This is a genomic window from Bradyrhizobium elkanii WSM2783 (assembly GCF_000472865.1).
GTDB classification, from domain to species: domain Bacteria; phylum Pseudomonadota; class Alphaproteobacteria; order Rhizobiales; family Xanthobacteraceae; genus Bradyrhizobium; species Bradyrhizobium elkanii_A.
Genome location: NZ_AXAP01000096.1, coordinates 13,011 through 30,286, shown reverse-complemented (window position 1 = coordinate 30,286; position 17,276 = coordinate 13,011). Strand labels below are relative to the sequence as shown.

Annotated in this window: 16 protein-coding genes; 9 read left to right on the top strand and 7 right to left on the bottom strand. The window is 62.4% G+C overall.

Going from position 1 to position 17,276, the window contains the following annotated elements; genetic code table 11:
• On the top strand, positions 1-627 hold a 627-nt coding region (locus tag YY7_RS54690), incomplete at its 5' end, for an IS91 family transposase (RefSeq protein ID WP_035692434.1).
• A gap of 162 nt (positions 628-789) precedes the next feature.
• Here YY7_RS54690 and YY7_RS0142445 read toward each other — a convergent pair.
• Positions 790-2,301, bottom strand: a complete 1,512-nt coding sequence (locus tag YY7_RS0142445; RefSeq protein ID WP_245287618.1) for a tetratricopeptide repeat protein — start codon at positions 2,299-2,301, stop codon at positions 790-792.
• A 316-nt stretch (positions 2,302-2,617) separates the two neighbouring features.
• Here YY7_RS0142445 and YY7_RS54685 point away from each other — a divergent pair, with 316 nt between their 5' ends.
• Positions 2,618-3,007: a nuclear transport factor 2 family protein gene (locus YY7_RS54685; RefSeq protein ID WP_080664093.1), complete on the top strand. Its 390-nt coding sequence runs from the start codon at positions 2,618-2,620 to the stop codon at positions 3,005-3,007.
• Positions 3,008-3,120: 113 nt separating this feature from the next.
• Here YY7_RS54685 and YY7_RS0142435 read toward each other — a convergent pair whose 3' ends face one another.
• The gene (locus YY7_RS0142435; protein WP_028168462.1) at positions 3,121-3,918 is read right to left on the bottom strand and encodes an N-formylglutamate amidohydrolase; all 798 of its coding nucleotides are present in this window, start codon (positions 3,916-3,918) and stop codon (positions 3,121-3,123) included.
• Positions 3,919-4,021: 103 nt separating this feature from the next.
• On the opposite strand from YY7_RS0142435, the gene YY7_RS0142430 reads away from it, so the two are divergent.
• The 3 genes from YY7_RS0142430 to YY7_RS0142420 are packed head-to-tail and all read left to right on the top strand — an operon-like array spanning position 4,022 to position 6,158.
• Positions 4,022-4,918 carry a transglutaminase family protein gene (locus tag YY7_RS0142430; protein WP_028168461.1) on the top strand — a complete coding sequence of 299 codons (897 nt, stop codon included), beginning with the start codon at positions 4,022-4,024 and terminating at the stop codon, positions 4,916-4,918.
• Entirely contained in the window at positions 4,918-5,727 is an 810-nt protein-coding gene (locus tag YY7_RS0142425) for a transglutaminase-like domain-containing protein (RefSeq protein WP_028168460.1), read from the top strand. The genes YY7_RS0142430 and YY7_RS0142425 overlap by 1 nt, the downstream gene beginning before the upstream one ends.
• 32 nt (positions 5,728-5,759) lie before the next feature.
• Entirely contained in the window at positions 5,760-6,158 is a 399-nt protein-coding gene (locus YY7_RS0142420; RefSeq protein WP_028168459.1) for a gamma-glutamylcyclotransferase family protein, read from the top strand.
• 6 nt (positions 6,159-6,164) lie between these two features.
• Here YY7_RS0142420 and YY7_RS0142415 read toward each other — a convergent pair whose 3' ends face one another.
• On the bottom strand, positions 6,165-6,719 hold the full coding sequence (locus tag YY7_RS0142415) for a chlorite dismutase family protein (protein ID WP_028168458.1): 555 nt from the start codon (positions 6,717-6,719) through the stop codon (positions 6,165-6,167).
• Positions 6,720-6,888: 169 nt separating this feature from the next.
• Here YY7_RS0142415 and dnaG point away from each other — a divergent pair, with 169 nt between their 5' ends.
• A complete protein-coding gene (dnaG, locus tag YY7_RS0142410; RefSeq protein WP_028168457.1) occupies positions 6,889-8,880 on the top strand; it encodes a DNA primase in 1,992 nt (663 codons plus the stop codon).
• A 356-nt stretch (positions 8,881-9,236) separates the two neighbouring features.
• Positions 9,237-11,369: an RNA polymerase sigma factor RpoD gene (gene rpoD / locus YY7_RS0142405; RefSeq protein ID WP_028168456.1), complete on the top strand. Its 2,133-nt coding sequence runs from the start codon at positions 9,237-9,239 to the stop codon at positions 11,367-11,369.
• A gap of 63 nt (positions 11,370-11,432) precedes the next feature.
• Here rpoD and YY7_RS61215 read toward each other — a convergent pair whose 3' ends face one another.
• Together YY7_RS61215 and YY7_RS0142395 are read right to left on the bottom strand one after the other, a co-directional pair.
• A complete protein-coding gene (locus YY7_RS61215; RefSeq protein WP_155255559.1) occupies positions 11,433-11,786 on the bottom strand; it encodes a hypothetical protein in 354 nt (117 codons plus the stop codon).
• A gap of 397 nt (positions 11,787-12,183) precedes the next feature.
• Positions 12,184-12,420, bottom strand: coding sequence for a hypothetical protein (locus tag YY7_RS0142395; protein ID WP_028168455.1), 237 nt, complete (start codon positions 12,418-12,420; stop codon positions 12,184-12,186).
• 730 nt (positions 12,421-13,150) lie between these two features.
• Here YY7_RS0142395 and YY7_RS0142390 point away from each other — a divergent pair.
• Positions 13,151-13,615: a hypothetical protein gene (locus YY7_RS0142390; RefSeq protein ID WP_155255558.1), complete on the top strand. Its 465-nt coding sequence runs from the start codon at positions 13,151-13,153 to the stop codon at positions 13,613-13,615.
• Positions 13,616-13,735: 120 nt separating this feature from the next.
• Here the strand turns inward: YY7_RS0142390 and YY7_RS54675 are convergent, their stop codons facing one another.
• Positions 13,736-14,107: a hypothetical protein gene (locus YY7_RS54675; RefSeq protein ID WP_051397219.1), complete on the bottom strand. Its 372-nt coding sequence runs from the start codon at positions 14,105-14,107 to the stop codon at positions 13,736-13,738.
• Positions 14,108-14,332: 225 nt separating this feature from the next.
• Here YY7_RS54675 and YY7_RS0142380 point away from each other — a divergent pair, with 225 nt between their 5' ends.
• The gene (locus YY7_RS0142380) at positions 14,333-15,139 is read left to right on the top strand and encodes a lytic murein transglycosylase (protein WP_028168453.1); all 807 of its coding nucleotides are present in this window, start codon (positions 14,333-14,335) and stop codon (positions 15,137-15,139) included.
• A 1,164-nt stretch (positions 15,140-16,303) separates the two neighbouring features.
• Here the strand turns inward: YY7_RS0142380 and YY7_RS54670 are convergent.
• Positions 16,304-17,242, bottom strand: a complete 939-nt coding sequence (locus tag YY7_RS54670) for a hypothetical protein (protein ID WP_245287617.1) — start codon at positions 17,240-17,242, stop codon at positions 16,304-16,306.
• Between the last annotated feature and the right edge of the window lie 34 nt (positions 17,243-17,276).

Genomic DNA, 17,276 nt, shown 5'->3' with positions numbered 1-17,276 from the left:
CTCTCCCGCCTGTTCCGGCGAGTGTTCCAGGAGAAGCTCGTCGCGGCCCACCAGGCCGGCCGCCTGAGCTTCTTCGGCGATCACGCTCCTCTCGCCGAGGCCCCATCCTTCGCGGCCTTCCTCACACCGCTGCGCAAGACCGAATGGGTCGTCTACGCCAAGCGGCCGTTCGGCGGACCGGAGGCGGTACTGGCCTATCTGTCGCGCTACACCCATCGTGTCGCCATCGCCAACAGTCGCCTGATCGCCTGCGACGAGCGCGGCGTTACCTTCAGGTGGAAGGACTACCGCATCGAAGGCCGCGATCGCCACAAGCAGATGACGCTCGCCGCCAACGAGTTCATCCGCCGTTTCCTCATCCACGTGCTGCCAAAAGGTCTGCACCGCATCCGCCACTACGGCCTGTTCGCCAAAGGCACTTGCGCCGACAACATTGCCCACGCTCTGGAGCTGCTCGCCGCTGCAAAGCCCGACGGCCAGCCTACCGCTGCCACCGTCGATCACAGCAAGCCCGCTTGTCCATGCTGCGGCGGTCGCATGATCATCATCGAGGTGTTCGCGCGCGGCTCAACACCACGGCATCGGCCGACAGGTCCAGCAACCGTCATCAGGATCGACACTTCATGACCGCGTCACGATCCGGCAAATCTCATTGCGTTCGCCGGCTCTCAATCGGCCACGGTGGAGCGCGCTTCTATCTCCAGCCGGCGTCTCAAACCGTCCAACTAATCGCTCCGCTCGACACCATCCCCCGCGCAGTCGATGAAGTCCAGCTAACTGGTTGTCGCCTCATTGCTCCCGAACGCCTGCCTTCCTCAGCCCATCGACGATGTCGTCGTACTCACGACGAAACTGCGGATTGCTCGAACGTGCGTAGCCTATTTGACGGAACCACTGGACCGAGAAGTCCGGTCGGATTGCATTCAATTCAGCTAACATTTGCTGGGCCATTTCCAATTGGCCCGTGGCTCCATAAGCTGAAATCAGATCCGCATGCGGAAACCAGTTTAATTTGTTCAGATTGATCGAGCGCCTGCATTCCTCAACGGCTTCCTTATATTGGTGCACATGCAAGTGAGCATGACAGAGGAAGAAGTGCCAAGTGCCAGCCGACGGATCTTTGGGGCTTAGGCGCAAAGCGATCTGAACTGGGGAGAACGCTTCGCGCGCGCGTCCCGCCGAGATAAGTGCGATTCCCTTTAATCCATACGCGACCGGCGAATTAGGGTCGATTTCCAAAGCTGTGTCGTATTCAGGCAGCGCTGCCTCCGGATCTCCGTATTGCAAAAGGTGTCCCTTTGTTATGTGCGCGTTTGCGGTCCGCGGGCGCTTTGCAAGAACTTGATCAATTAATTTGGTCGCCGTCTTTTTGTCCTCGACCACGGACGTTGACCATCCGTAGATCACGTCAAAGGCTATGCTCAACGCTTTCCCGAGCATTGCGTCAATGTTGTCCGGATCGAGGCGCAGCGCGCTGTCGAACAAACCCTTTGCCTGCGAGTTCGTTACCTTGGTCGGAGGCTCATAGACCTTCGCCCAGCCGCGCATGCTGAAATCCATAGCATCTGGATTCTTTGACTGGTCCATTTCGCTGCGTCGGCCTTCAGCCCGGATGAGTTCGACGTTGAGAGAGCGGGCGAGTCGTGCCGTGATGTGGTCCTGCAAGGCGGCGAGATTCATCCGATCGCCGTCAAAACGATCCGACCAGACGTCGCGACCGGTCGAAAGGTCAGCAAGTGACACGTTCATCCGGACCTGACCTCCGGCGCGCCGCACTGCGCCCTGTACAGCCCAGCGTATACCCAGGTCCTTGCCGAGCGTCTTAAGATCGACCTGCCTGTTCTTATAGGTAAATGCCGTCCCGCGTCCGATGACAAATGCGCCGGGCATCTGCGCGAGATCTGTCGTCAAATCGGTCGTAATGCTGTCGGCGAAGTAATCCTGCTCCGGATCGTTGTTGAGGTTCGCAAAGGGCAGGACGACGAGAGACAAGCGGGGAGCGATATCGGGCCGGGCCGCTGCCTCTCTCTGTGTCTTTTGCTTTTCCGGGAGAACGTCAGTGCGGACCGTCTTCCACACATTCCAATAGCCGACGAGTCCGCCTGCCACCGCACCGACGGCAGCAATCGATGCAAGCGCGCCGCCGATCAACTGCAATCGCGCCCGGAGACGACCCTTAAAGTTGAGAGTCGATGCCGGCCTGTCCGGTGGCTCGCTATCAGATGCCGCTTTGTTCAGTGGGTCATTATCGGATGCCGGTTTGTCCGGTAGGTCGCTGGAGACTTTCGAGTTCGTCACCATTGCCTCCCCCGCAGGGGTCAAACACCCAGGTTCTCAACCCTAGCAGATCTTTGCGGCTTCACGTTATTACAAGTTGGTTATGGTGACGTCGAATAGATGTCCGGGGGTCAAAATGCGACCCGGCGGCGAGAACAGCTTTTGGCGCAAAGTGGACAGCAGCGCCAAGTCCCGAAGCGGCAACGGGCCACGTCTGGACATTGGGGGCTTCGCTCACGCCCCTTCCGCATCCCCGCCATAAACGAGGCAGAGCATACCTTGGGTCGAGAGGGGCGGATGGACGCCGCAATGGAGATGAGCCAACACAAGGGAGAAGCCAATGACCAGATCAAATGCGATGATTATTCGCAAAGCCTACGAGGACTTCGCACAGGGAAACGTCCCTGCGATCTTTGCAGCCTTCGATCCGGGCATTACTTGGCATGTTCCCGGCCATAGTCCGCTGTCAGGCGACTACACCGGGCACGATCAGGTCGGGAGCTTCTTTCAACGCACGATGGAGCTTTCCGGGAACGTGTTTAGCATTGACGTGCACAACGTATTGGCCGATGGCGATGTCGTGGTTGCGTTGGCCACCGTGAATGCACAAAGAAGCGGGGTATCCGAGTCATTTCCAGAGGTGCATGTCTGGAAAATGAGGGATGGGAAGGCGGTCGAATTCCGTGAGTATCAAGGTGACGAGCAGCGAGAGGATCGCTTCTGGTCCTGAGACTCATATTTCGGTCTGCCTTTTGGTCATGAAGTCAGCGAGGCGAAATTCCGCGGCGACCCCGCGCATGTCTGCTTTATCCGCCAAGCAGGCACCGTTGGTTTGGATGCGCGCTAGATCAGCTTCTCCGCGCTTAGCGTCGCTTCGATCTCGGCAAGGATCCGCGCCAGCCTGTCGGCCCATGCCTTCTGTCCGGCCTGATCGGTGATCAGGTCCTGGCGGATCTCTAGTCCCGTGTTCATCAGGCCGCGCCTCTCGCCATGGACCGGGATCGTGTAGTCGGTCTCGTCGCTGACCGCATAGGGCTCGTTGTTGCCGACCACGAGGTCGCCTTCGCTGCGCAGACGCTTCAGCAGCAGCGGCGGCAGCACGGTGTCGCGGTGATAGAGCGTGCCGATATGCCAGGGACGCGCGATGCCGGCATAAACCGGCGTGAAGCTGTGCATGGACAGCAGCACCGTCGGCTTGCCCGCGTGCAGCCGCTGGTCGATGATCTCGCCGATACGCCGGTGATAGGGATCGAAGATCGCCTGCCGCCGCGCCTGTGCGGCTTCGCGCGTCAAACCCTCATTGCCGGGGATCGTGGTGGCTTCGCTGATCAGCGGAATCGAGGCTGCGACATGCGGGGGGCGGTTGCAGTCGATCACGAGCCGCGAATAGCGCTGCGCGATCAGATGCGCGTCGAGTTGCGTCGCAAGCTGCTCGGCGACTTCGGCGATCCCGATGTCCCAGGCGATGTGCCGCGTCAGCTCGTCTTCGGAGAGGCCGAGATTGCCGAGCACGCGGGGGATCAGCCGCCCATAATGGTCGCAGGTGAAGAGGAACGGCGAGCCGCCTTCGGCATTATGTTCGTGGACCGGCGGGGTATTTTCGTCCGTGAGCAGGAACGTCGCGCCGGTCGTGGTGTCCAAGATTTTATCCTCAACTTTGCCTATCGAAGTGGCACGCCGATCTTAAAAATGAGCAGCGCCCACTATAGATTAGACCGCCGAAAGTCACGATGATTGCCGCACGATGCCGCTACTCAAGATTCGTCACAAGACCGTATATCGCTACACCCATCCGGTGGCGTTCGGCGAGCACCGCATCATGCTGAGCCCGCGCGACAGCCATGACCTGCGCGTGGTCGAGAGCGATCTCAGAATCGAGCCGCAGCCGATGTCGCTGCGTTGGATCCACGATGTGTTCGGCAACAGTGTGGCGATCGCGGCTTTCGATGAGCGGGCGGACACGCTGTCCTTCACCTCGACCGCCACCGTCGACCATAATCCGGCCGAGGAGTTCGCGCTGACGCCGGACGATCCCGCTTATTTCTATCCATTCCTCTATGACGAGGACGAATTTCCGGATTTGCTGCAATATATCAGGCCGCAATATGCCGATCCGGACGGCGAGCTTTCGGCCTGGGCGCGGCAGTTCCTCGATGCCGAAGCGCCGACGCCGACGTTCAAGATCCTCAGCGGCATGACCCATGGCATCCGTGAAAGCTTTAATTATCGCAAGCGCCACGAGCAGGGCACGCAGCATCCGCTCGATACGCTGCAGACGGCTTCCGGCTCCTGCCGCGACTACGCGCTTTTCATGATCGAGGCGTTGCGGCGCCTTGGCATCGCCGCGCGTTTCGTGTCCGGCTATCTGTCGACGCCTTCGGACAGCTTCCATGTCGGCGGCGGCTCGACCCATGCCTGGGTGCAGGTCTATCTGCCGAGCGCGGGCTGGATCGAGTTCGATCCGACCAACGGCATCGTCGGCACGCGCGATTTGATCCGCGTCGCCGTCGCCCGCGATCCGCGCCAGGCGATCCCGCTGCACGGCGTCTATCTCGGCGCGGCGGACGCCTTCGTGAACATGGAAGTTGCGATCGCGGTCGAGCCGGTCGGCGAGGAGGAGAGGGAGAGCGAGCTGGCATGATCGAGATCAAGGTCGGCTTCGAGATTGCCTATGCGGCCGCGCAGCCGACGCCGATGGTGATGATGCTCTCGATCCATCCCTCGCGCTTCCAGGACATCGTCGGCACCGAGACCATCATAGCCGAGCCCGATGTGCCGATCGGCTTCTATCGCGACAGTTTCGGCAATGTCTGCGGCCGCCTGGTGGCGCCGGCCGGCGGCGTGACCTTGCGCGGCCACGCGCTGGTGCGCGATTCCGGCCTGCCAGACATCGTCAACCCGGACGCGCGGCAGATTGCGATCGAGCAATTGCCGGACGAGATGCTGCTCTATCTGATGCCGAGCCGCTACTGCGAGACCGACAAGCTCACCGACATCGCCTGGTCGCTGTTCGGCAACACGCCGCCCGGCTGGGCGCGGGTGCAGGCGATCGTGGAGTTCGTGCACCACCACGTCACCTTTGGCTATCAGCATGCTCATCACATGAAGTCGGCGCATGATGTCTACGAGCAGCGCACCGGCGTCTGCCGCGACTTCGCCCATCTCGCGCTCACCTTCTGCCGCTGCATGGGCATCCCCGCGCGCTACTGCACCGGCTATATGGGCGACATCGGCGTGCCGCCGGACCCCGCGCCGATGGATTTCTCCGGCTGGTTCCAGGCCTATCTCTCGGGGGAGTGGTACACATTCGATGCCCGCCACAACGTGCCGCGCATCGGCCGCATTTTGATGGGCACCGGCCGCGACGCCGCCGACGTCGCGCTGACCACGAGCTTCGGCTGCATGACGCTGACCAAATTCATCGTGATCAGCGAAGAGGTGGCGGCTTGATCCGGCTGCGGGCGGCAGGATAACAAGCGGCCATGATCTCCGACCGTCTTTTCGTCTATGGCACCTTGATGCGCGGCTTCGACCATCCGATGGCGCGGCTGCTTTCGGGCAATGCCGATTTCATCGGTGAAGCGCGCTGCCGGGGCCGGCTCTACCTGGTTAAGCATTATCCCGCGCTCGAGCTCTCCGATGATCCCGCCGACATCGTGCACGGCGAATTGTTTCGCCTGCGTGTCCCGGACGAGCTGCTGCGCGAGTTCGACATGTATGAAGCCTGCGGCGAGGGTTTTCCGCAGCCGACCGAATATGTCCGCCAGATGCTGCCGCTCACCTTGGCCGACGGCACCGCGGCCGAGGCGTGGACCTATGTCTACAACTGGCCGGTCGCGCGGCTGCCGCGCATCGCCTCGGGCCGGTTCCTGGAGCTGTAAGCTGCCTCACTCCTCGCGCACGAGGCGGATGTCGACCTCGCGCTCGACATAGCTCCATTCTTCGGTTGCGCGCAGCATCGCCACCATTTCGTCGAACAGCGCGGTGTGCTCGGGGGCGAATTCGAACCAGGTGAGGAAATCGAAGGGCTCGCCGAGGTCGCGGCTGTGGAAGAGCTGCCGCGCGATCGCGGGCAGATATTTCAACGTGCCGGCGATGTGGTGCGACTTGTCCTCGAAGATCTCGCGCCGCTCTTCCGGTGTCAGATTCCACCACGCCACCGTCTTCCGGATCGGGATCAGCGCCGCGCAGCTCGCCTCGCGCCGGCCAAGCCCCGCCTGCTGCGCATCGAGCTGATCCTTCTCCGCGCGGTTCGTATAGTGCAAAAAGCTGATGACGCCGGCGAGCCGCCAGGCCGTGGTCGACGGCAACAGCGGCAGCGCGATCGCCTCGCTCGCGATGATCGACAGCGCCGGCACGCGCGGCAATGTCTCGCCCTTCACCTTGGAGATCGAGGTGACGCGCCAGCCGCCGCTCTGTCCGCCTCTAAATGTCGTAAACATGCCACTATCCAACAGCGGAACCGGGCGGGGTGCAAGATGCCATTACCACCGAGGGCTCCAACGGCGCCCGGAGGGACCTGTGAATACCGGGCGAATCGCCACAATCCTGATACTTTGAGCCCGCGCTCACTATATCGGTGACCCCTCACGCTGGCCCCAAATCCGCCCCATGCGCTTCACCCCGCAATTCCTCGACGAGCTGCGCGCCCGGCTTCCGGTCTCGGAAGTCGTGGGCAAGCGTGTGCGGCTGAAGAAGGCGGGCAAGGAGTGGAAGGGGCTGTCGCCGTTCCAGCAGGAGAAGACGCCCTCGTTCACGGTCAACGACCAGAAGGGCTTTTATCACGACTTTTCCTCGGGCAAGCATGGCAACATCTTCGACTTCGTGATGGAGACCGAGGGCGTCTCGTTCCCCGAAGCGGTCGAGCGGCTGGCCTCGATGGCCGGCATGCCGCTGCCGGCGGCAACGCCGGATGCGGCCCGCCATGAGCAGCGCCGCAAGACGCTGCATGACGTCATGGAACTCGCGGCAAAATTCTTCGCCGATACGCTGGCCTCGCGGAACGGGGCAAAGGCGCGCGGCTATCTCGCCGACCGCGCGATCTCGCCGGCGACGCAATTGCAGTTCCGCCTGGGCTATGCGCCGCCCGACCGGTTCGGGCTGAAGGAATTCCTGGGCTCCCAGGGCATTTCGACCGAGGACATGGTCGAGGCGGGGCTTTTGGTCGCCGGCGACGGCATCCCCGTGCCTTACGACCGCTTCCGCGACCGCGTGATGTTTCCGATCACCGATCTGCGCGGCCGCGTGATCGCCTTCGGCGGCCGCGCGCTGGAGAAGGACGTCCCCGCAAAGTACCTGAATTCGCCGGAAACCCCGCTCTTCCACAAGGGCGACAATCTCTACAATCTCGCTACTGCCCGCCAGGCCGCCCATGACGGCGCTGCCCTGATCGTGGTCGAAGGCTATGTCGACGTCATCGCCATGGTCACCTCGGGTTTTGCCGGCGCGGTGGCGCCGCTCGGCACTGCGCTCACCGAGAACCAGCTCGCGCTGCTCTGGAAGATGGCGGACGAGCCGATCCTCTGTTTTGACGGCGACCGTGCCGGCCAGAAGGCGGCCTATCGCGCCGCCGATCTGGCGCTGCCGCATCTGAAGCCCGGCAAGAGCCTGCGTTTCGCGCTGCTGCCGGAAGGCCAGGATCCCGACGATCTCGCCCGTTCGGGCGGACGCGGCGCGATCGAGGAGGTGATCTCGGCCGCCCGCGGTTTGGCCGAGGTGCTCTGGTCGCGCGAGATCGAGGGCGGCAATTTTGCAACGCCCGAGCGCCGCGCCGCCCTTGAGGCCCGGATCGGCGAGCTCACCAATGCCGTCCGCGACGAGGTGGTCCGCCGCTACTATCGGCAGGATTTTGCCGAGCGCCTGCAGCGCAATTTTGCTCCCGCGGCCGCACGTAGCGGCTATGGCCGCGGCCCGTTCCGCTCAGCCAAAGGCGGCGAATCATCCCGCCGTTTTGCGCCCCGCGCCCCGGGTGGCAGCCGATTCGGCCCGCCAGCAGGCCCGGCCCAGGGGCTGCTCCCCGGCCCCTACCAGGCGGCGAGCCCGCAGCTCGCCAATAGCCCGATCATGCACGGCCAGCGCAGCGCGCTGTCCCGCCGGGAATCCTTGATCCTGCAGACCCTGATCAACCATCCCTGGCTATTGCACGACCATCTGGAGGAGGTCGCGGCTTTGGAGCTCGCCCACCCGGAGGCGCACAAGCTCCGCGCCGGCATCATCGCCGCCTTCGCGAACGACCACCACCATTCTCCCGATGAGGAAGAACAGGCCGAAAAAATGCGGGCCGACCTCGAGGCGGGCGGATTTTCACAAATCCTTCAAAGGGTTGAGCGGGCGATCACGACCCAGGCGGTGTGGGGCGTCAAGGTCGGCGCGGCACGCGAGGATGTTCTTTCCACCTGGCGGCAACTCGTTGCCTTGCATCAGAAAACACATGCATTACTTAGGGAAAGGAAGGACGCCGAGCAGGCTTTGGCCGAGGATTCCAGCGAGGCAAACTTGGCGTGGCTGCGGGACATCCAGGCACGAATGGCAGAAGCCGAAGGCACCGAGGCCCTGATCGAGGGATTTGGTGAGCTGTCGGGCCGGTTCCAGCGCAGCGTATGATGAAAGAATCATGCGGACGGTTCGGGCCGGACCCGCAAAAAGACTCGCCAAACCCATGGTTTGGCTGCAAAAACAGGGTTAAGCGAAACTTAATAGGCACACCCTTATTTGGTGTGCAGACCGTCAGGGCGGACTAAAGCGGAATTATGGGGTGGCGACATGTTGCGCCGCCCTTTCCGTATCATGAGCATGGTCGGGGAGGACGTAACGGTTTTCCTGATCCTGCTCAAGCGAAGAGATTGAGTGCGAATGCTTCTTACCAAAAGGAAGCTGTCGCATTCGTGACGTCAGTGGATCATGAGAGGCGCGCGTCGCAACGCCGGCCTCACGTGAAGCGCGTTTCGGGAGCTTGATGAATGGCCACCAAGGCAAAGACGCTGCAGGTTAAGGACAAGGAAAAAGACGACAAGGCAGCGGATGCCCCCGAGAAGGAACAGGCGGATGCGCCGTCGCCCTTGCTTGACCTCTCGGATGCTGCCGTCAAGAAGATGATCAAGCAGGCCAAGAAGCGCGGCTTCGTGACCTTCGATCAGCTCAACGAAGTGCTTCCCTCCGACACAACCTCGCCGGAGCAGATCGAGGACATCATGTCGATGCTCTCGGACATGGGCATCAACGTCACCGAGGCCGACGACGTCGACGGCGAGGAAGAGGACAAGGACACCGACGACGAGACCGACAACGAGCTTGTCGAGGTCACGCAGAAGGCCGTCACCGAGGTCAAGAAATCCGAGCCGGGCGAGCGCACGGACGATCCCGTGCGCATGTATCTGCGCGAGATGGGCACTGTGGAGCTGCTCTCGCGCGAGGGCGAAATCGCCATCGCCAAGCGCATCGAGGCCGGCCGCGAGGCGATGATCGCAGGCCTGTGTGAAAGCCCGCTGACCTTCCAGGCCATCATCATCTGGCGCGACGAGCTGAACGAAGGCAAGATCTTCCTTCGCGACATCATCGATCTCGAAGCAACCTATGCCGGCCCTGACGCCAAGGGCGCCATGAACACGGCGATGATCGCGGGGCCGGTCGCCGACGGCGCGTCCGCCGCCGAGGGCGAAGGCGAGACCGGGCAGGCCGCGCCCGCCCATGTCGCACCGCCTGCCGCGCCGCCGTCGCCGACCCCGTTCCGATCAGCGCCCGCCGGCGGCGAGCCTGAGGGCGAGGAGAAGGATCCGGGCGAGGCCGCCGCCGAAGCCGACATGGACGACGACGAGTTCGAGAACCAGATGTCGCTGGCGGCGATCGAGGCCGAGCTGAAGCCGAGGGTGGTCGAGACCTTCGACAAGATCGCCTCCGAGTACAAGAAGCTGCGGCGCCTGCAGGAGCAGGACATCGCCAACCAGCTCCAGAGCGAGTCGCTCTCGCCCTCGCAGGAGCGCAAGTACAAGAAGCTGAAGGACGAGATCATCGTCGAGGTGAAGTCGCTGCGCCTGAACCAGGCCCGCATCGACTCGCTGGTCGAGCAGCTTTACGACATCAACAAGCGGCTGGTCTCGTTCGAGAGCCGGATGATGCGCCTTGCCGACAGCCACGGCGTTGCGCGCGAGGATTTCCTGCGCAACTACCAGGGCTCGGAGCTCGATCCGCGCTGGCTCAACCGTGTCTCGAAGCTCTCTGCAAAAGGCTGGAAGAACTTCGTCCACCACGAGAAGGACCGCATCAAGGATCTGCGCCACGACATCCAGCAGCTCGCAGCGCTCACCGGCCTCGAGATCGGCGAATTCCGCAAGATCGTGCACGGTGTGCAGAAGGGCGAGCGCGAGGCACGCCAGGCCAAGAAGGAGATGGTGGAAGCCAACCTTCGCCTCGTGATCTCGATCGCGAAGAAATATACCAACCGCGGCCTGCAGTTCCTCGACCTGATCCAGGAAGGCAACATCGGCCTGATGAAGGCGGTCGACAAGTTCGAGTATCGCCGCGGCTACAAGTTCTCGACCTACGCCACCTGGTGGATCCGGCAGGCGATCACCCGCAGCATTGCGGATCAAGCCCGCACCATCCGCATCCCCGTGCACATGATCGAGACCATCAACAAGATCGTGCGCACCTCGCGCCAGATGCTGAACGAGATCGGCCGCGAGCCGACGCCGGAAGAGCTCGCCGAAAAGCTCGGCATGCCACTTGAGAAGGTGCGCAAGGTCCTGAAGATCGCGAAAGAGCCGTTATCGCTGGAGACGCCCGTCGGTGATGAGGAGGATTCACACCTCGGCGATTTCATCGAGGACAAGAACGCGATCCTGCCCATCGACGCCGCGATCCAGTCGAACCTGCGCGAGACGACGACTCGGGTTTTGGCCTCGCTCACCCCGCGCGAAGAACGCGTGCTCCGCATGCGCTTCGGCATCGGCATGAACACCGATCACACGCTGGAAGAAGTCGGCCAGCAGTTCTCGGTGACCAGAGAGCGCATCCGCCAGATCGAAGCCAAGGCACTGCGCAAGCTGAAGCATCCGTCACGGAGCCGGAAGTTGCGGAGCTTCCTGGATAACTGACGCAGCAACGCAGGTCATCATGCCCGGGCTCGACCCGGGCATCCGTTAAGCAAATCGGCCGACCTAATTGTCCGTCTGGAGAGCTTTCGCCGCCCAGGCGGACAATGGTGCAAAGGCTTTCTCAGTTTCAGGGAAAGCGATATCTGCCTTTGTAGCCAAAAGTTCTTGGAAATAAAGAGAATATTGCCGCTTCAAGACATTGGATGTTTTGAAGAAGGTTCTTGCCGCTGTCTTCACGTCAGCTTGGTAGATTGCTTCAAAGGCGCACCCTTTAAACGAGGCAGAGACCTCTCCAAGGGTAGCTATTGATCGCTCTGCCAAGAGGTATTCATTAACATAGCGCTTCTTTGCAGATCTTCCCGCGTTATCGTCGTCTAGTAATACGCAGAATTCTATTCCTCTAACCGTCTCGTACAACACGCGCTGCCCGTTTGCGACGCCGCGACTGGCAGCGCAACAAGCTTCTTGCTGCCCGCGCCGGCACCATCTCCTTCAAGGACATCAACGAACAACTGGATGGGCTCGCAAGCCACGGCGCGTCCGAAGATCAGACACCTCGGACGCTATCGCCTGCGTGCGTCGTTCAGCGACGGCATGGCGGGAGGGTATGATTCCGCGCCCATCGTTCAGCGCGGTGGGCCGATGCTCGAGCCGTTGAGTGATCCGGGATTCTTTACGCGGGTCTTCCTGGAAGATGGCGCGCCGACTCGGCCAAACGGCTACGATGCCGCACCAGGCTAGCTGCGGCGTGAGATCGAGGCCGGCGGAGTATTGGTGCGCGACGTTGCGGCCTGACTTCGCTGTCGACGACAGCCTATTTCTTCTTCACCCCGACCCGCTCGATTTTCTTGATCGCGAGCGGCGGGCGGCCGGATTTCTCGGCGATCTCGCGGTCCTGTTCGAGGATGTAGCCGCGCGCCGGTTCGTCGCCGTCGAGGCCGCCAAGCAACTCGGCGGGCACGCGCCGGTTGGAGCGTTGCGAGCCGTCTTCATAGAAGACATTGAAAAAGGCGAACTCGCCTTTGGGATTGGTGCCGGGTTTCTTGGCCATGGCGGCTTGTCGTCGATCACGATGCGCCTGTCAAAGAAATAACGTGCGTTCGAGTGATTGGCTGCCCTGCGCAAAGAACGCCGCGCGTTGGTGCTGTTAACTGCGGTCTGGAGCTCTCTGCCGATGTCGCAACGGCCTACTGTGGCTGCGGGATGGTCGGTGCGGCGGCATAGTCGGCAGCGCGGCATTTCCGCGTCGCGGCCTCGCACCGCGCCTGATTCACTCGTTCGAACGGGGTGGACTAGGATCCACAATGGTTTTCGACGCACCGCCAGGCGCAGGCTGCATCGGCGGTGGAGTGCCACCTTGCGGGCTTTCAGCGGGCGCGCCACCCGATTCGGTGTCAAGCGGTCCGGTCCGCCCCTGCGGCTGTTGCTGTCCCTTGTTATCGGGCAAAACCGTGCGGCCTGTACTCCAGGGGGAGTCGCCTGGTTTTTTCTCGTCACTCTGAGGCTGGGCTGCGGCGACTGAACCCCAGATGCCAACGCACAGCACCGTAAGAAGAATGCGCATGGACGCTCCTTCGCCAGCTTTCGGCTGGGCTCTTGGGACGGGTGCCCGAAGGCGGAGGATTCGACGCCCAACGAACCCGTTGGTTCCAGTCGTCCTGGATCGCGCTTCAGCGGTAACCACGTTCCAAGATTCCTGACGAAATCCCGCCGCGGTTACCAACTGTCAGGGATTACGGCCTTTGCTCCTCGTCACATCAGCATGGTGACGAGAGATGGTTATGCCTGTCGGACGATACATCGCCTGGGTTGGCGCATCGCTTCTTGCGTTGCTGTACATCGCTGACTGGTGCTCGCCACAATCCTTAACAGTGGAGGCGGGTGAGCCGGTCGAGCGGCCGGCCATCCGGATCGCGTCGGTGGAGCGGCCGCCCGAGCTTGTCGTCATGGACACCAGCCTGCCCACCATTGTGCCGCCGCCGACGCTGGCCGAATCGGTGCCGCCAAGCGAACCGCCTCCGCTGCGTGCGCTCGCCGCAGCGCCGCCGCCTCCGCCGGCGGTCGAGGTCGAGAAAAAGACCAAGAAGGTCGTCAAACGGCAGGCGCCGAAGGTCGCGGCGGTGCAGCCGCCACTACCGCTGGCTCCCGCGGCCAGCCCGGCGCCGCCGCCCGCTCAGGGGATCAAGTTGTCCTTCGCGGATATCATTTCCGGGCAACTGGTGAAGGATATTTTCAACCTGCATTGAGGTGCAGGCTTATCCTGCGAGCCTCGCAGCCCGGGTGGAGCGAAGCGCAACCCGGGGCGGCTGTGTCAACACTTATCGGCGGTCCCCGGGTTACGCTGCGCTCCACCCCGGCTACGCGCTCTAGCTGCCGGACGCCGCCTTGCCCTGCGTTGGAGCCATCGCAGCGACGCTCTGCGCCACGAGTTGGCCGCGGCCGCGCCGCGGGCCGCCGTCGATCTGCTGCTGGCCCATCGCCATGATCGCCGTGCCCATCGCGCTCGAGCCCAGCGTGACGATGAAGCCGAACAACAGCAGCCCGAGCGCAACGCCGGGCGTATCATCGGCCAGGATCAGGTCACGCAGGTGGCCGGGATTGAGCAGCAGCAGGCCGCCGACGAGCAGCACCGCAACCGAGACACCTGCGGCGAGATTGATCGCGAGCAGCCGAAACAGCGGCGCTCCGAGAACAACGGATTGGCGCGGCGAGGGCGTCTCTTCCTGCAAATCGTTCATGATGAAATCCTATCGCATTTTCCAAGCGACAGGGACGGCGGCTCAGCCGACAAACCGGCGAATTGAAAAGCCGGAGCCCGGTGCTCACCCATAACCGGCACGGCCCCAGCTTCGTTCCTAAATCCGCAGGCCGCTTCGCCATTTGCGCCGGTCTTTTGACGTGCCTGACTTTCACGGGCATGATCATCGCTCCCGCCCGCCGTTCTCTCTTGAAGGAAATCCGATATGCCGAGGCTTGTTCTGGCCGTTCTGTTGCTTGCGCTGTTTGCTTCCGGCCCGGCCAGGGCTGCCCGCTGCGGCGGGGACTTCCACGCGTTCATCGGCAGCTTTTCGCAGGAAGCGGCCGCGGCCGGCATCTCGCAAAGCGTGATCTCGCAGGCGCTCGACGGCGTGCAGCAGGATGCGGGCGTGCTTGCCTTCGACCGGCGCCAGCGCGGCACGTTCCGCAAGAGCTTCGAGCAATATGTCGCGACCCGCGTCGGGCCCGGGCGGATCAACACGGGACGCGCAATGCTGCAGCGTCATGCGGCTCTGCTATCGAGCATCGAACAGAAGTACGGCGTGCCGCGTCAGATACTGGTCGCGATCTGGGGCTTGGAGACCGATTTCGGCAAGGGCGACATGGGCAAGCTGCCGGTCTTCCGTGTGCTCGCCACCCTCGCTCATGATTGCCGCCGTACCAAATTGTTTCAGGGCGAACTGCTTTCGGCGCTGCAGATCGTGCAGCGCGGCGATCTCCGCCTCAACGACATGATCGGCGCCTATGCCGGTGAGATCGGCCAGACGCAATTCCTGCCGTCGTCCTACATCAAATACGGCGTCGATTTCGACGGCAACGGCCACGTCGATCTGCGCCATAGCGTGCCCGACGTGCTCGCCTCCACCGCGAACCTCCTGCACACCAACGGCTTCAAGATGGGCGCGTCCTACGAGGAAGGCAGCGCCAATTTCGAAGCGATGCGCGAATGGAACAGGGCTGTCGTGTACCGCAAAACCATCGCCTATTTCGCCGATCGGCTGATGGGCCGATGACATGCCCGGTGCCGTCATTCCGGGGCGCGCCTCTTGGCGCGAACCCGGAATCCACGGGGGCCGCAAGCGCAAGCGGTGAAATGGATTCTCTGATGTGCGATTGCACATCATAGCTCGATGCAATCGCATCGCCCCGGAATGAATGAGAGACGCATTGCGCAATCCTCTCCTCCGTCATGGCCGGGCTTGTCCCGGCCATCCACGTTCTCCCGCCGTGCACCGAGGCAAAGGACGTGGATGCCCGGGACCCGGCTACGCCGAGGCTTCGCCGGGCACTCTAATGTCAGTCCGGCGAAGCGATAGCGAAGACGGGCAAGCCCCGGGCGTGACGGCGTCGTATCATTCGCGCGATTTTCCTTAAGCCAATCAACGTGATTTGGCTCGTCCAGCCCAGCAACGAAAAACATTCCGCTTTCACCGTCGGGCAAATCAGTGATTTAACTCCGCGCGTCTCACCCGAATGAGGGGCGGGTCGCGATCGTCACGAACGTTGCGGTGAGATGCGGTGGACGCGGGTGCTGTGAACGACGAGCGCAGCTATCCGCGGACGGCGAAGTCGTGTGGTCCTGGCGCCCCGACGCTGGCGCTAAGCTCGCGAGCAGCAAGAGCTGCCGCGGGTGACGGTGGCAAGAAAGCCCGGTCACCGAGGAGAGCACGAAGTAAGCCGTAAACCATCGCGCAGGGAAAGCCGGAATGCTTCGGTTGAACCTGTGGTCCTACCCCCGTGCTTTTTGTTGCACGGGACCCATGGGTGCAACCGGCACCCGGCTTTCCCTGCGCCCTCTGATATCGAGGAGGGTGAAACGAGACGCAAAGCTCGGACGCAAAGCGCCGCGAGAATGCGGACTCATATCCTCACGCTATTTGAAATTTGAATCAGAACCCACCCCACGTCGTCCCGGACTTGATCCGGGACCCATAACCACAGGCCGTTGTCGTGTGCTCCGCTGTAACCGCTCGCTCGCGCCACAACACTTCCCTATGGTTATGGGTCCCCGCTCCCGGGCGCAATTGCGCCCTAGGCGGGGACGACATTGATGCGAGGCGTGAGAGAATCGTAGGATGGGTAGAGCGAAGCGAAACCCATCATTCGTGCCGCTCGCTCCATCGCGATGGGTTTCGCTGCGCTCTACCCATCCTACAGGAGCTCCTACGTCGCCGCCCTCAAGTCGGCGCGTAGGCCACACGAAAATATCGGTCATCGCCGGCACCTTGCGGCAAGCCGCAAACCGCTGCAGGGCAGTTCGCAGCCGCCGCCCCGGTGCGATATTGCGGCAGATGACTGTCGAGCGAATAGACGACGCAAAGCGCGAGGCTGGCCCAGACGGCCGCGCTGAAATAAAGCGACATCCAGGCGATCTCGTCTTTCCAATGCTCGAAATCGTGCGTCACGACCCAGCGCGTGCTCACGTCGTGGAGCCCCTCGAGAAAACCGAGAAGCTTGCTGCCATCGGCAAGACCGGCCTGCCATCGGCTCAAATACATCGGGACGTCGACCGTAATGAGAAAGGCCAGATAAGCCGCAATTCCCACGATCGCGACGATGAGGGCGATGCGAACCGGACCGTTGAATTCAGGCAGCAGCCGGCAAAGACCAACCCCCACAACGAAGAAGGCGATCGCCCATATCGAATTCTCGATGGCGTTGCCCAGATAGTTGGTGGACACCACAGCGTACCATGAGAAGCACTCGGCAATGATGATCAGGGGGACGATCAAATGCGCGGCGTTCAACGTGGTGTCCGCGCCGGTCATTCCGCCCAATTGATTGAGGATGATCGCCCACTGCACGGCAAAGCAGATCTCGGCCACGGTCGCGACCGATCGGCCAACGAAGACGCTCGATAGCCAGGTGTCGACCAGGCAGATACGCTGGACATCCGCGCGCGGCAGCAGCGACCTGAAGGCGCAGCCAAAGACATAGGCCGCGGAAAGCAGGAACATGGACTGGGTGCCGGAGCTGTTGACCAGGCCGTCCGAGGGAACTTTGTGAAACTCGCCGTACAGCAAGAACCAAAGCGCGATGTTGGCGCCGCTGATGAGGGCCAGCAGACCCCACCACCGAACCACCGGATTTGGCCGCGCCCGCCACTCCATACTCATAGGGCCGTGCTCCCGCGTAGTCGAACTGACATTC